The organism is Arthrobacter sp. NPDC057009 (genome assembly GCF_042673905.1).
Taxonomy (GTDB): domain Bacteria; phylum Actinomycetota; class Actinomycetes; order Actinomycetales; family Micrococcaceae; genus Arthrobacter.
Genome location: NZ_JBHUSB010000031.1, coordinates 21,016 through 33,882 on the forward strand (window position 1 = coordinate 21,016; position 12,867 = coordinate 33,882).

Genomic DNA, 12,867 nt, shown 5'->3' on the forward strand with positions numbered 1-12,867 from the left:
GATGCTAGTAGGCCTTGACGCGCTGTTCCACCACGAGATGGATCAGGGCGAAAACGTGGTTTTTCTCGATGGCGTTGAGTGCCGCTTGCAGTGCTGCAGGGACGTCCTTGTCCTCTTCGACGCGGATGCCGAATCCGCCGAACGCGCAAGCCATCATCGCGAAGTCAGGGTTCCGAAGTTGGGTTCCAGAGACGCGGCCCGGATAGTGGCGTTCCTGGTGCGTGCGGATGGTGCCGTATTCCTGGTTGTCCATGACGATAACCAGGGGAGTGGCTCCGTATTGCGCCGCGGTGGCCAGTTCCTGGCCGTTCATCAGGAATTCGCCGTCGCCGGCAACGGTGACTATCCTGCGGCCAGGATGAGCCAGGGATGCGGCGATCGCTGCGGGGATGGAGTAGCCCATGGAGCCATTCCTTGCACTGAGCATGGAGGCGTAGCGTCGGGTGGGGAAATACCGGTGTGCCCAGTTGGTGTGTTCGCCGGCTCCGAAGGTCACCATCGCGTCCTCGGGAAGGCCTGGAACCAGGTGGGCCATGAGGGTGTCCATCCGGGCTGGGCCCGGGCGTGGCTCTGAAGAGGGGAGCGATGCGAATGCGATTTGCTCGCCCCGCATCCGGTGCGTCCACACTTTCCAGTCTTCGCGGAAGGGCAGTTCGATTTCCACGAGGTCGCGGACGAATACGTCGGGTTTGGCCACGATCTGCCAGGAGACGGGGCCTGAGCGGCCACGGAGGGCCGGATCGATGGTGACCAGGAAGTTCTTCTTGTTCCAGTCCTGCCGGCACACGAAACCGTCGGTGATGACGTCCCCGGGAACGGTGCCAACGAAGACGAGCAAATCTGTTTCTTCCAGAAGGTCGTACGTGGGGCGCGGGCGGCCGTAGCCGATTGGCCCCACGTAGGAGGGTGAGTCGAAGGGAACGGTTCCCTGGGTGCGCCATTCGGCAGCCGCGGGGATGTGGTGCTTTTCCAGCCATGCGGTCAGCTGGTCCGCTGCGGCCTGGGACCAGTCATTGCCTCCGGTGACGAACAGGGGTTTGGAGGAGTACATCAGGGCCGCCGCCACAGCCTTGGCATCAAAGCTGGTCATCCCGCCCGTCGCCACCGGAATGGTGGGGTGCAGGGCGGGCTCGATCTGCTGGCGGATGATGTCCTCGGGCAGGCCCACCACCACAGGACCGGGACGTCCGCTCATGGCCGCGAACATCGCTTCCGCCACGATCTCGGACGCCCGCTCCGGATGGTCGAGGACCATGACCCGCTTGGCGCCAGTATCGAACCAGGCCTTGATATCGAACTCCTGGAACGCTTCCCGGTCCCTGTGCCCGAACGGGATGAGGCCCACGAACAGGACCATCGGCGTCGAATCCTGCCAGGCTGTGTGCAACCCGATGTGGGCGTTGGCGGCACCCGGCCCGCGCGTGACCATCGCGACGCCGGGCACCTGGTTCATCTTCCCGTCCGCCTCGGCCATGTACGCCGCGCCGCCTTCATGGCGGCACACGACCGTCTGGATCGGCGAGCCGTGCAGCCCGTCCAGGACATCGAGGAAGCTCTCCCCGGGAACCACGTAGCTCCGCTTCACGCCGTGGGCCACGAGCGAATCGACAATGACGTGGCCGGCAGACTTGGTGGTGGGAGCGTCGGCGGTTTGAGCGGTTTCCGTATCCGTCAACTGCGCTGTCATGGTGATCGGGGAGCTCTTTCTGTCTGGCTGGGGCTGGATGACGTACGACGGCGGTTGGCGGCTTAGGCGTTTGAAGCCGCCGGAACGGCGGCGGAATGGGCGGCCGCGAAGGCGGCCAGGAGCCGTTCAGTGTCCTTCATTTGGTCCTCCCAGATGGCGCGGACGATATCGATGCGGTCTTCGGAGTCCTGCAGTCCGGAGATATAGGCGCCAATATTGGCGCCGTGCTCGCCGGCGTTCTCGTGCAGGCCGATCATCCTGGCGACGAGTTTGGTTTGCATGCCGTAAACGGGGATCTGCGGGCCACGGGGCGCAATCATGCCCACGTAGTACAGCTTTTCCAGTCCTTCGGGGATGATCCCTGCGCCGTAACGGATGGGCGCACCCTTCCGGCGGGGGACCAGGTTGGCGTCAAGGAAGGGGACGCTCGAGTGGAAGCCGGTGGCCCAGAGGATCGTGTCGTATTCCCGGGCCGTGCCGTCCGTGAAGTGGACGGTCTTGCCCTCGAAGCGTTCGATGCCCGGAACGATGCCGACGCGGCCGTGCTGAACCCAATACGGCAGGAGACTGTTGACGACGGTGCTGCCTTCGGCCAAGGTGCGGTGCTTGGGTTCGGGCATGCCGGGGTAGTCGCTCCATTCGCCGATGGATACCCGGGCCAGGAGGCGGCTGATGAGGTCTACTTCGTCCGGAGCGAATTGCTTGAGGAAGTCCAGTTCCTGGCGGGGTTTGCCGAAGTAGGCTTTGGGCTGGAAGTAGGTCCCTTCGCGGATGACGATGTCTGCCTCGAGGCGGTGCTGGGCGACGTCCACGGCGAGGTCGCAGCCGGAGTTGCCAGCTCCGACCACCAGGACGCGGTTGCCGTCGATGTCTTTGACGTTGTTGTACTCGCTGGAGTGGAGCTGCTTTCCGGTGAATTCGCCGGGGAACCGGGGAACTTTCTTGTCCCAGAGGTGTCCGTTGGCGACGATGACGCCGTCGTAGACGTTCGAGCCGTTGGAGGTGGTGACGGTCCACCCTGCTGAACCGACGGGCCCTTCTGTGGGGACGGGGGTGACGGAGAGCACCTCGGTGTTGAACTGGATGATGTCGTAGAGGCCGTGGTGGTGGGCGTAGGACTCGATGTAGTCGCGGACCTGGTCCCGGCGCGGGAAGTGCGGGTAGTGCGCCGGCATCGGGAAGTCTTCGAAGTGGGTCATGTCCCGGGCGGTAATGAGGTGCAGCGCCTCGTAGTCGGTGTGCCAGTGGCCGCCAACGCGGCCGCTCTTTTCGAAGCAGTCGACGTCGTAGCCGGCCTGGCGCAGTTGCTGGAGTGCTGAGATGCCTGCGGCGCCGGCGCCGATGATGCAGTAGCGGGTCATGGTGAATTCCGTTCAGGTAGAAGTTTGCAGGGTGGAAAGTGGCCGCGGCTTAGCGGATGACATCGCCGCCGGAGAGGGTGACGGTCTCGCCGGTCATGAAGCCGGCCGCGTCGCTGCCGGTGAGGAGCCAGGCCCAGCGGGCAATTTCTTCCGGCTGCGCGACCCGGCCTACCGGGATGGAGGCGGCGGCGGCTTCCATGCGACCGGTGGCGCGGTTTCCGGGGGTGTCCACCCAGCCCGGGGCGATGGCGTTGACGCGGATCTTGCGGTCCGCGAGTTCCAGTGCGGTGGCCTTGGTGATCATGATGACGGCGGCCTTGGAAGCTCCGTAGACCAGCTGGCCGGGGGAGACGTGGTAGCCGTCCACGGAGGCGAAGTTCACGATTGCGGACCCTTCAGGCATGGACCGCTTGGCGGCTGCCATGACGTTGAGGATGCCCAGGACGTTGACGTCGAAGACCAGGCGGTAAAGCTCTTCGGTGTAGGTGTCCAAGGTGGACGGCGGGTAGACGCCGGCGATGTTGGCGACGGCGTGGATCGCGCCGCCCAAGTCCGGGAGGACGTCGTCGAGCTTTTCCTCGAGCGAAGCGCGGTCCCGTACGTCGGCGATCACGGGTGTGACATGGGCGGAGTGGCCGTTGAATTCGGGGGCGGTAACGTCGACGGCGATCACGTGCCAGCCTTCGTTGAGGAAGGCTTCGGCGGTGCTGCGGCCCATGCCGCTGCCGGCTCCGGTGACGAGGGCGACGCGCGGGGATGTCTTGTTCATGGTGACTGTTCCTTGGATTTCTTAACCCTTGACCGTCGTCAGGATTTTGGTGGTCAGTGAGGTGAGGGACTTGTTGCGGGTCTCTTCGGCCCAGGCGATGCTGATGGCCAGGCCCAGGAGGGTCAGCCCGACGCCGATCATCATGGTGGGGCCGGTGCCCAGACCGCTGAGCGACAGGGGGACCATGTAGGTGCCGATGGCTGCACCAATGCGGCTGATAGCGGTGGCGAGCCCGACGGCGGACGCGCGGACGCTGGTGGGGAACAGCTCGTTGGGGTAGATGAAGACGAGGATGGTTCCGGCGCCGCTGGCCAGGGTGAACAGGAAGAAGAACACCATCACGAACCAGCTGGGTCCTTCCGGCCACAGCCCGAGCGGGAGCAGGAAGACTGCTGCTGCCACGAATGTCCAGATCATCAGGGGACGGCGGCCAAGGGTCTCAACCCACCGGAGGGCCGGGAGGGTGCCGATGAGGAAACCCAGATTCAGGACAATCTGGCCGAGGGTTTCTTCGGCGCCGCCGTGGGCCAGGCCGAACTGGGCCAGGATGATGGGCCCGTAGGTGAAGAGGGCGAATTGCGGGAGTGCGATGCACATCCAGGTCAGGCCACAGAACAGGATTCGTTTAAGGAAGGGGGCCTTGAGCAGTGAACCGAAGCCTGCCTTGGACTCGGGTTCATCCGTCCTGACGAGGGCGTGCACTTCCTCGATGGTGACGTTGCGTTCGAGCGCTTTGGAGAGGGCATCGCGGGCTTCGTCGAACCGGCCCTTGGCGACCAGCCAGCGCGGGGACTCGTGGGCGCCGAAACGCAGGAGCATCACGATGAGGCCGAACACGGCGCCGCTGGCGAGCATCCAGCGCCAGGACTCGGGTCCGAACACTGTGGAGAGCAGGAAGCCTACGAGGTAGGCGACGATTGCCCCTACAAGCCAGATGGTTGAAAGCCATCCGATAATGGCGCCCCGGCGCCTCTTGGGCATCCATTCGGTCAGGAGCGCGGTGGCGATGGGGTAGTCGGCGCCGACAGCGAGGCCGACGACAAAGCGGAGGAGGATGAGCTGGAAACCGTCACTGATGAACAGGCAGGCGGCCGAAGCAACGACCATCGCCAGCAGGTCCACGGTGTACATCATCTTGCGGCCGATGCGGTCCGTGATCGGGCCCAGCAGCAGGCTTCCAAGGAACAGGCCCACCAGCGATGCCGCTCCGGCAAGGCCAAGTTCGGCCGACCCGAGGCCGAGTTCGGCGCTGGCACCGGCCAGGGCCACGCCCACGATGCTGAGCAGGTAACCGTCGAGGAAGGGGCCACCCGAACAGGCGGCGATGAGCCGGCGGTGGTACCTGGTGAGCGGCCCGTCGTCGATGAGATGCCCGGACGGAGCAGTAATCGCAGTCATGAATGGTCCTAAGTCAGTGGAAAATAAGCCGGAGTCGGCTGGGTATGTGATTGCCGTCACCGGCTGTGAAATCAACAGTACGTACGCTTTTGCCCGAGGTGTAGACTCAATTCACGACCCTTCCTCAAGGAAATGCCTATGTCTAATCTGACGCTGCAGCAGCTTCGCTACTTTCTCTCCGCCGCTAAGCACAAGACGTTGTCGGCGGCCGCGGAGACCGAGCACATCGCCCAGCCGAGCCTCTCCGAGCAGATCCGCCGGCTGGAACAGAGCCTCGGCGTGAAGCTGTTCACCCGCACCAACAGGGAGCTGCAACTCACCGAAGCCGCGCGGCTGCTCCTGCCGAGCGCCCAGCGGGCGCTCGCAGAGGTGGACAGCCTGGCAGACCTGGTCCGCGAAGTGCGCACCCTGCAGGGCGGCACGGTGTCTTTCGGCACCTTCAACAGCGCACACCTCTACCTGCTGACAGGCCTGATCCGCGACTTCCACGAGCAGTATCCGCTGGTCAAGATCCGTGTGGTGGGCCTGAACTCCTCTGAAGTCGCGGACGCCGTCCGCTCCGGCGAGCTCGAAGCCGGACTCGTGCAGCTTCCGGTGGACGACAGGGGTCTTTCGGTCGGGCCTCCGGTGCTTCGCGACGAGGTGGTCTACGTCAGCGCCGACCCGGGACGCCTGCAAGGTCCCATGTCGATCGAAAAGCTGGCGACAGCGCCCCTGATCCTGTCGGAGGCGCGGTGGTCCGATTCGGATCCCCTGCGGCTGTCCGTGACCGAACGCGCCCAGCATGCAGGGGTCACGCTGGATCCCATCGCCGAGGTGGAGTTCCAAACGCACGCCGTGGAGCTGGCGGCCCAGGGCGTAGGGGACTCGCTGGTGTCCTATCACGTGGCCAAATCCATGCTCCAGCAGCACGGGCTCGGGTATGTCCCGCTCGAGCCGGCCTTCCACGAGCACTTTGCCTTCATCACCCGGACCAACGGCTCATTGTCGCCCGCAACCCGCGAGTTCATTAAGCATGCGCACCGGCATATTTCGCTTCTGCAGAACAGCAGGCCCGGGGAACAGAAGGGCCGGTAACGGCGGCCGGTCCTGCCGGCAACCAGGCGCCGGCCGGGATTGCCGGGCCGGGGCCTGGGTGTCATGCCGCTTTGGCGTTCTGGTGAAACTGCCGGACGGCCGTCACCGTACGGTCACCCCGCCGTCGATCAGGAAGTCCGCCCCGGTGACAAAGGAGGACGCGTCTGTGGCCAGGTACACCACCAGCGGCGAGATTTCTTCCGGCCGTGCCCGGCGGCCAAGCGGGGTGCTGGAGGAAGTGCCGCCGGCGGGTTCGTCATCGTTCATGGGTGTTTCAACGCCGCCGGGGCTGATCGAGTTGACCCTGATGTTGTGCGGTGCGTATTCCAAGGCAGCTGCGCGGGTGAGGGCCAGGACAGCCGCCTTTGACGCGGAGTAGGCGCCGTACGCTTCCGCGCCGCGGTGGGCGGCGGTGGAGGCGACATTGATGATCGTGCCCCCGCCGCGCCGGGCGATGGCGGGGAATGCGGCTTTCATGCCGAGCAGCACAGAGCTGGTGTTTACCTTCTGCACCAGGTCCCACTCGGCCAGGCTCAGCTCGTTCAACGGGGTGACCCGGATGATGCCGGCGTTATTGACCAGGGTGTCCAGTCCGCCGTCGTGCTTTTCGATGTTTTCGACGGCGGCCGCCCAGGCCGCCTCGTCAGTGACGTCAAGGTGGATGTAACGTACGGCGTGGCCCTTCTCCGCCAGAGCGGCCGCTGTCTTTTCGCCGGCCTCGTCCAGGACGTCGGCTATCACCACCCGAAGCCCCGACGAGGCGAGAGCTTCTGCGTGTGCGGCGCCCTGTCCCCGGGCACCTCCTGTAACGAGCGCGACCCGTTCCGTGAGTTCAGTCATTAGGCTGTTCCTTAATCTTGTGCGGGGTTCTGGTTTAGAGCATGTTCGGTTCGCCGACTTCGGCGGCGCTGGGGTCCATGCCGTACTTCTTCAGCAGTTCGGCGATGGTTCCGTCCTTGCGCAGCTCCTCAATGTTTTCGTTGAGGGCTTTGGTGAGTTCGGTGTTGTCCAGCTTGGTGGGCCAGTTCAGCTGGCCCGGGTGTGCCGTCACGGGGATACGGGAATCGGGCTGGAGCGGGACGATCTTCGCGTCTTTGATGGGGTTGGCTTCGAAGCGGGCTGTGGTGGCGCCGACGCTGTCGATGACGGCGTCAATGCGGCCTGCAGCGAGGTCGTTGAAGACGGCTTCCGGGTCCTGGTAGACGGAGAACTTGTCGCCAAAGACCTGGGCGAACTCGTCGTTCCAGAGGTTTCCTGACACGGAGCCGATCTTCTTCCCGTCGAGTTCCGCGACTGTCTTGTAGCCGGCGACCGATACCAGGGCTCCCTGGTCGAGATAGACAGGGTTGCTCAGGGCCACAAGCTTTGCCCTGGCCTTGGTGCGCCACCAGTCGCCGGCGGCCAGGTCAGACCGGCTGGCCTGCACGGCCGGGATGGCGGCGCCGGCGCCCCCGGAGGCTTCGACGGTCACGGTGAGGCATTCCCTCTTGGCAATCTCATTGAGGAGGTCTCCTTCGACGCCTGAGAGCTTGGTGCCGTCGAGTTTCATGTGCGGGGCGAAATCATACGTGGATACCGTCAGCGTGCCCTTGGTGATGGTGCTGAACTGGTGCTTCGGTGTGCAGGAGGGGTCGACGGCGGCACCTGCGGTGGGGCTGCAGCCTGAGAGGGCGAGTGCGAGCAGGCCGGCTGCTGCGCTGAGGGGAGCGGTCCTGCGGATCCATGCGGGGGATGTCTTCACGGTGGGTCCTTCTTGTTGGGGCTGTGGGGTTAGAGGTAGCGGTTGAGGCGGCGTTCGCCGAGCCGGACGAATGCGAGGGCGATCAGGGTGATCGAGCCGTACAGCACGGAGGTGAAGCAGAAAATACTGAGGTATTCGAAGGTGATCGAGCCGAGTGCGTAGGCCTTTGACATCAGCTCGGGCACGGCAATGACGAAGGCCAGTGAACTGGTCTGGAAGATGGTGACGGCCAGGCTGGCAAGCGGTGGTGTGGATATCCGGATGGCCTGGGGGAGGATGATGTAGCGGAATCCGGTCCAGCCGTGCAGCCCCGAGGTCATTGCGGCTTCACGCTGCCCCTTGGGCACCGAGGCGAGCCCGGAACGGAACAGTTCGCTGGAGTACGCTCCGGTGGTCCAGGACAGGGAGACCACCGCTGTGGCGAAGGCCGGGAGCGTGATGCCGTTTTCGGGCAGTCCGAAGTACAGCAGGTACAGCAGCACCAGGGCGGGGGCGCCCCGGCCGATTTCAACCAAAACCAGGGCTGCGATGCGCAGGGGCGTGGCCTTGCTTTCAACGGCCAGTGCCAGCAGCAGGCCAAAAGGCATGCCGAGCAGAAGGCAGAGGCCAGTCAGGCTCAGGCTGACGCCGAGTCCGGGGGACAGGGCGGGAAGCCATGCGATCCATTGGTCAAGAATGGTCATCAGGCCACCTCCACTTTCTGGCGAAGGGTGCGGTCCACCCGGCGGGCGGCGAGGGCCAGGGGCGCGCTCATGGCGATGTAGAGAGCTCCGGCAATGCAGAAGGCGAGCAGGCCCTCGTAGGTGGCGCGTGACGCCGCTCCGGCCTGGTAGGTGATTTCGTGGACGCCGATGGTGGAGGCCAAAGCCGAGTCCTTGAGCAGGGCGATGGCGTAGGCGGCGACTGCCGGGAGTGTAACCCGGAAGGCCTGCGGGGTGATGATGCTTCGAGCGGTGGCGAAGAAGCCCATGCCCAAGGCTGTGGCGGCTTCCCACTGGCCACGGCGAATGCCGAGCAGGCCGGACCGGTAGGTCTCTGCCATGTAGGCCGAAGCGATCACGGAGAAGCCCAGGATGGAGGCGGTTACAGAGTCCAGCCGGAGGGCGTACTGGGGAAGCCCGAAGTAGATGAGGAACAGCCAAGTGATGGGCGGAATGGACCGGACGACGTCAATGTAGACGGTTGCTGCGGCCCGGAGGGGGAGCCAGGTGGAGCGGCGGGCGGCGACCAGCGGCAAGGCGGCCACGCCGCCGATGCCCAGGGAAGCCAGCGTGATGTAGGCGGTGAGGCCGATGCCGGAGGCGATCTGCGTGAGCATGCCGATCACCGGTCCAGTACGGCGCGAAGGAACTTCTTTGTTCGTTCGTGCGTAGGGGCGGTCATCACCTGTTGGCTTGGCCCGAGCTCCAGTACCCGTCCGTCGGCCATGACCATCACCCGGTCTGAGACGTCCCGGGCGAACTGCATTTCGTGGGTGACGACGATCATGGTCATGCCTTCGTCGGCGAGGTCGCGCATGACGGCGAGGACCTCCAGTCCCAGCTCCGGGTCAAGCGCGGAGGTGGGCTCATCGAACAGCATTACTTTGGGAGTCAGGGCCAGGGCGCGGGCAATGGCAATGCGCTGCTGCTGCCCGCCTGAAAGGCGGGAGGGGTGCTGGTCGCCCTTGGCTGTCAGGCCTACCCTGGCCAGCAGTGAGTCGGCGACGGCGCGGGCCTCTTCGCGGTTGCGGCCCAGGACCTTCATCTGGGGAAGGGTGATGTTCTCCATCACGGTCAGGTGGGGAAACAGGTTGAATCCCTGGAAGACCATTCCCGTGACCCGCCGGAGCCTGTCCAGACTGGCACGGTCCGGGCGCTTGGCACTTGCGTCCACTGTTGTTCCGCCGATGGTGATCGTTCCCGCCGTCGGGACTTCCAGATAGTTCAGGCAACGAAGGAAGGTGCTCTTGCCGGCCCCTGAGGGGCCGATGATTGAGACCACCTCGCCTTCGGTCATCTGCAGGTTTACGTCGGTAAGCACAGTGTGCTTGCCATAGGACTTGTGGAGCCCCGCCACCTGCACGGCACCCAAATTGGGCGGTGACGTGGCGGGCACTGTTGCGGTTTCCAGGACATGGCCTCCCGGCTATCCATAGGTTTTTTCTGGGGATAGAGAAGATGTAACCAAGTTCACCTTTAGATTACAAGGGACTTGACGCAAGTTTGCGGCCTAAATTGCTCTGATGACGCTTGGGGCTCGGTTACCTATAGGTCGCGTCTATGCCATGCAGAGAGGACGCCTATAGACTGGCAGCACGCAATGAAAGGGGCCATTGGTGACCATCCTTCAGGTCAACTACTTCCTGGCAGCGACTGCTGCGGGGTCTTTGACGCAGGCCGCCGAAGAGTTGGGGGTTTCCCAGCCAACACTGTCCGAGCAGATTCGGAAACTTGAGCAGGGCCTCGGCGTCGCCCTCTTCACCCGCGCCAAGCAGGGACTTACGCTAACCGAAGCCGGCCAGCGATTCCTGCCCCACGCCCGTAAAGTCGCACGCGACTACGAGGCAGCCATGGAGTCGGTCACCGGAATCCGGGACCGCGAAGAAGGCACCGTCGCATTCGGAATGTTCAACAGCGGCCAATACGTCCTGTCCGGGCTAATCCCGGCCTTCCGAACACTGCACCCGAATATCCATGTGCGGGTAGTGGGCTGGAATTCCGCCCAAGTCGCTGACCAGGTCCGGGCCGGGCGGCTTGAAGCCGGTGTTGTCGCATTGCCGATCGACGCCCGCGGGCTCACCATCAGTGACGTCCTGTGGTCCTGTGAAGCAGCCTACTTCCACACCAAGCCGGCCTTAACCGAACCGGTCACCATCGAAGGGCTGCTGCAGCGCCCGCTCGTGCTCCCTGACTCGGGATGGGCGCAGAACGACCCCACACGGCGCCAACTCAGCGAGCGGGCCCAAACCCTCGGCATTCCGTTCACGCCCGACATCGAAGTCGAAACGGGCTCCGCCGCCCTATCGGTGGCTGCCAGCGGCACGGCCGGCACAGTGGTCTCCGTTCCAGTCGCCGAAGCCCTCGGCTACACGAAAAAACTCAACTGGGTCAGCCTCGACCCACCTCTCATCGAAACCTTCGCCATCATCAGCCGGGACCCCGCCAGCCTCTCCCCGGCCACCCAGGCCATGATCAAACTGGCCGAGGAACACATGCGCATGCTCCACCGCGAATACCAGCCGTCGTGACGACGCCCCAGCGCGCATTCGACCCCGCATAGAAATTCAAACGTACGACCCGGGTCGCTGATTATGTTGCGGGGTACTTCCAGACCCAGCCCCCTATGCCGTTCGGGACGAACGAAACTTCGCCAGCCGGCGTCGTCACGTCAAGGATGACCAGACCGGTCAGCCTTTCGCCTTTGCCGAAATAGCGGGGCAAAAGCTTTGTTTTGTCGGCAAGGCAGCCATGCTCGACGGCGGATTGAACGGTAGTCATCCGGGTGCCGTCGGAGGCGTAGCCCTTCCAGTAGTGCGGGCCGAAGCTGATCATCCCTGACTGGCCATCCACTTTCAGCGGTCCCGAGAACCTTGGGGAGGCAACGATTTCCAGGGCCACCGCGATGGCAGTCCCAGTTGGCCGGGGCGCGTTGGGCGCGTCGCATTTGATCGGCTTTATGGACGTCACCTTGAAGGTAAGGGTGGGAGGGGCGTCGTAGCCGTCGGTAACGAGTATGGCCTCTTCACCGATCTTCGTGACCAGCTGGCCGCGTTCGTTCTCAGTACCGGTACCGGTAGCGGCCGGAGCCGGGGTCGGTGTTGCGCTAGGCGTCGATGCCGGGGCAACTGAGGCTGTGGGTGCCGCCTGGGGCGCCGGGCCGGAGCACGCAGTGAGCAACAGCGCCAAGACGGCAGTTCCGGCGGCGATCCGAGAAGTATTCATTTCTCCCCTTAGATTCAATTGACGGACCCCGACGGCGTCAGTGCCGCCGGGGCCGGTGACCGTCCCCGCCCTGCTGGTTCTAGCGGAAGATGTTGTAGTTACCCCAGCCGGAGCCGACGATGGTGCGGGCAGCCCAAGTACCTTTGCTGAAGGGGTAGCGGGCGAGGCGGCCGTCGCTGAGCCGGCTCATGAGTCCGTGACCACCTGTGGTGAAACCGTCGACTGCGGTGATGCTGTTGATACTGTTCCAGCCGGTGCCTACCGTGGGCCTTGCTTCTGAGACGAAGCCTCCGGTTCCGGTGGAGCGATACAGCAGCATCCTCCCGTCGCTGCGCTTGGCCAGCAGGTCCTGCTCCCCGTCCTGATCGAAGTCGGTCATGGTGAGGTACAGGCCGCCCCACCCGGTCCCGGTTGTGATCCGGGGCGACAGCAATGATCCGGTGCTGTTGCCGTAGTACCAGAGGGTCCCTCCGGCGTCGTACGCGAGGATTCCCGGATACCTGTCGTTTGTGCGCCAGCGGCCGACGGTGACGTGGTACCCGCCCCAGCCAGTGCCGATGGACCGGGCGGCGGCGAATCCGCCGCCGGGCCTTCCGGGGTAGAGGCTCAGCCGGCCGTTCTTCCACTGTGCGATGAGGTCGAAGACGCCGTCGCTGTTCCAGTCCGTCACCAACCCCTTGTTCAGGGCGGACCAGCCGACGCCGATCTTCTGCCGGGCCTGGAACCCACCCCGGCCAGTGGCCGGGTAGTTCCACAGCACTCCGTCGGGACCGGACGCGACGACGTCCGCCGCGCTGCGGATGGACGGACTGATAGCGCCGCCGGCGCCGCCGGTGGGGTCGTAGTAGTGCCAGTAGCGGCTGGTGGCGTTGACGTCGGCGAGCAGCAGCAGGCCGCTGTTGGCGGTGCCC

13 protein-coding genes are annotated in these 12,867 nt (G+C 64.6%); 2 read left to right on the plus strand and 11 right to left on the minus strand.

What is annotated here, in order from left to right:
* Nucleotides 1-4: 4 nt before the first annotated feature.
* From ACFTR6_RS20865 to ACFTR6_RS20880, 4 genes are all read right to left on the minus strand, one after another.
* Nucleotides 5-1,687 (minus strand): thiamine pyrophosphate-dependent enzyme, encoded by a 1,683-nt coding sequence (locus tag ACFTR6_RS20865; RefSeq protein WP_377959320.1) that lies wholly within the window; start codon nt 1,685-1,687, stop codon nt 5-7.
* A 62-nt stretch (nt 1,688-1,749) separates the two neighbouring features.
* Nucleotides 1,750-3,048: a flavin-containing monooxygenase gene (locus ACFTR6_RS20870; RefSeq protein WP_377959321.1), complete on the minus strand. Its 1,299-nt coding sequence runs from the start codon at nt 3,046-3,048 to the stop codon at nt 1,750-1,752.
* 49 nt (nt 3,049-3,097) lie between these two features.
* Nucleotides 3,098-3,817, minus strand: a complete 720-nt coding sequence (locus ACFTR6_RS20875; protein WP_076798805.1) for an SDR family NAD(P)-dependent oxidoreductase — start codon at nt 3,815-3,817, stop codon at nt 3,098-3,100.
* A gap of 21 nt (nt 3,818-3,838) precedes the next feature.
* Nucleotides 3,839-5,215 (minus strand): MFS transporter, encoded by a 1,377-nt coding sequence (locus tag ACFTR6_RS20880; RefSeq protein WP_377959322.1) that lies wholly within the window; start codon nt 5,213-5,215, stop codon nt 3,839-3,841.
* Nucleotides 5,216-5,353: 138 nt separating this feature from the next.
* Here ACFTR6_RS20880 and ACFTR6_RS20885 point away from each other — a divergent pair, with 138 nt between their 5' ends.
* A complete protein-coding gene (locus tag ACFTR6_RS20885; protein ID WP_377959323.1) occupies nt 5,354-6,292 on the plus strand; it encodes a LysR family transcriptional regulator in 939 nt (312 codons plus the stop codon).
* 102 nt (nt 6,293-6,394) lie between these two features.
* Here the strand turns inward: ACFTR6_RS20885 and ACFTR6_RS20890 are convergent, their stop codons facing one another.
* From ACFTR6_RS20890 to ACFTR6_RS20910, 5 genes are read right to left on the minus strand one after another with little or no spacing between them, the layout of a single operon-like run.
* The gene (locus tag ACFTR6_RS20890) at nt 6,395-7,132 is read right to left on the minus strand and encodes an SDR family NAD(P)-dependent oxidoreductase (RefSeq protein ID WP_377959324.1); all 738 of its coding nucleotides are present in this window, start codon (nt 7,130-7,132) and stop codon (nt 6,395-6,397) included.
* A 34-nt stretch (nt 7,133-7,166) separates the two neighbouring features.
* Nucleotides 7,167-8,033, minus strand: a complete 867-nt coding sequence (locus ACFTR6_RS20895) for an ABC transporter substrate-binding protein (RefSeq protein ID WP_083706233.1) — start codon at nt 8,031-8,033, stop codon at nt 7,167-7,169.
* A 29-nt stretch (nt 8,034-8,062) separates the two neighbouring features.
* Complete coding sequence (locus ACFTR6_RS20900) at nt 8,063-8,716, minus strand: amino acid ABC transporter permease (protein ID WP_377959325.1); 654 nt, start codon at nt 8,714-8,716, stop codon at nt 8,063-8,065.
* Nucleotides 8,716-9,351, minus strand: coding sequence for an amino acid ABC transporter permease (locus ACFTR6_RS20905; RefSeq protein WP_377959326.1), 636 nt, complete (start codon nt 9,349-9,351; stop codon nt 8,716-8,718). The genes ACFTR6_RS20900 and ACFTR6_RS20905 overlap by 1 nt, the downstream gene beginning before the upstream one ends.
* A 5-nt stretch (nt 9,352-9,356) precedes the next feature.
* Complete coding sequence (locus ACFTR6_RS20910; RefSeq protein ID WP_377959327.1) at nt 9,357-10,130, minus strand: amino acid ABC transporter ATP-binding protein; 774 nt, start codon at nt 10,128-10,130, stop codon at nt 9,357-9,359.
* Nucleotides 10,131-10,350: 220 nt separating this feature from the next.
* Here ACFTR6_RS20910 and ACFTR6_RS20915 point away from each other — a divergent pair, with 220 nt between their 5' ends.
* Nucleotides 10,351-11,262 (plus strand): LysR family transcriptional regulator, encoded by a 912-nt coding sequence (locus tag ACFTR6_RS20915; protein WP_377959328.1) that lies wholly within the window; start codon nt 10,351-10,353, stop codon nt 11,260-11,262.
* 61 nt (nt 11,263-11,323) lie between these two features.
* On the opposite strand, the gene ACFTR6_RS20920 is transcribed toward ACFTR6_RS20915, so the two are convergent.
* Nucleotides 11,324-11,956 carry a hypothetical protein gene (locus tag ACFTR6_RS20920; RefSeq protein ID WP_377959329.1) on the minus strand — a complete coding sequence of 211 codons (633 nt, stop codon included), beginning with the start codon at nt 11,954-11,956 and terminating at the stop codon, nt 11,324-11,326.
* Between the two features lie 79 nt (nt 11,957-12,035).
* On the minus strand, nt 12,036-12,867 hold an 832-nt coding region (locus tag ACFTR6_RS20925; RefSeq protein ID WP_377959330.1), incomplete at its 5' end, for an FG-GAP repeat domain-containing protein.

Excerpts from the sequence above, each read along its gene's own strand:
- ACFTR6_RS20870 (WP_377959321.1), bottom strand. The coding sequence starts at position 3,048 with ATGACCCGCTACTGCATCATCGGCGCCGGCGCCGCAGGCATCTCAGCA.
- ACFTR6_RS20885 (WP_377959323.1), top strand. The coding sequence starts at position 5,354 with ATGTCTAATCTGACGCTGCAGCAGCTTCGCTACTTTCTCTCCGCCGCT.
- ACFTR6_RS20920 (WP_377959329.1), bottom strand. The coding sequence starts at position 11,956 with ATGAATACTTCTCGGATCGCCGCCGGAACTGCCGTCTTGGCGCTGTTG.
- ACFTR6_RS20875 (WP_076798805.1), bottom strand. The coding sequence starts at position 3,817 with ATGAACAAGACATCCCCGCGCGTCGCCCTCGTCACCGGAGCCGGCAGC.
- ACFTR6_RS20900 (WP_377959325.1), bottom strand. The coding sequence starts at position 8,716 with ATGACCATTCTTGACCAATGGATCGCATGGCTTCCCGCCCTGTCCCCC.
- ACFTR6_RS20905 (WP_377959326.1), bottom strand. The coding sequence starts at position 9,351 with ATGCTCACGCAGATCGCCTCCGGCATCGGCCTCACCGCCTACATCACG.
- ACFTR6_RS20890 (WP_377959324.1), bottom strand. The coding sequence starts at position 7,132 with ATGACTGAACTCACGGAACGGGTCGCGCTCGTTACAGGAGGTGCCCGG.
- ACFTR6_RS20880 (WP_377959322.1), bottom strand. The coding sequence starts at position 5,215 with ATGACTGCGATTACTGCTCCGTCCGGGCATCTCATCGACGACGGGCCG.
- ACFTR6_RS20865 (WP_377959320.1), bottom strand. The coding sequence starts at position 1,687 with ATGACAGCGCAGTTGACGGATACGGAAACCGCTCAAACCGCCGACGCT.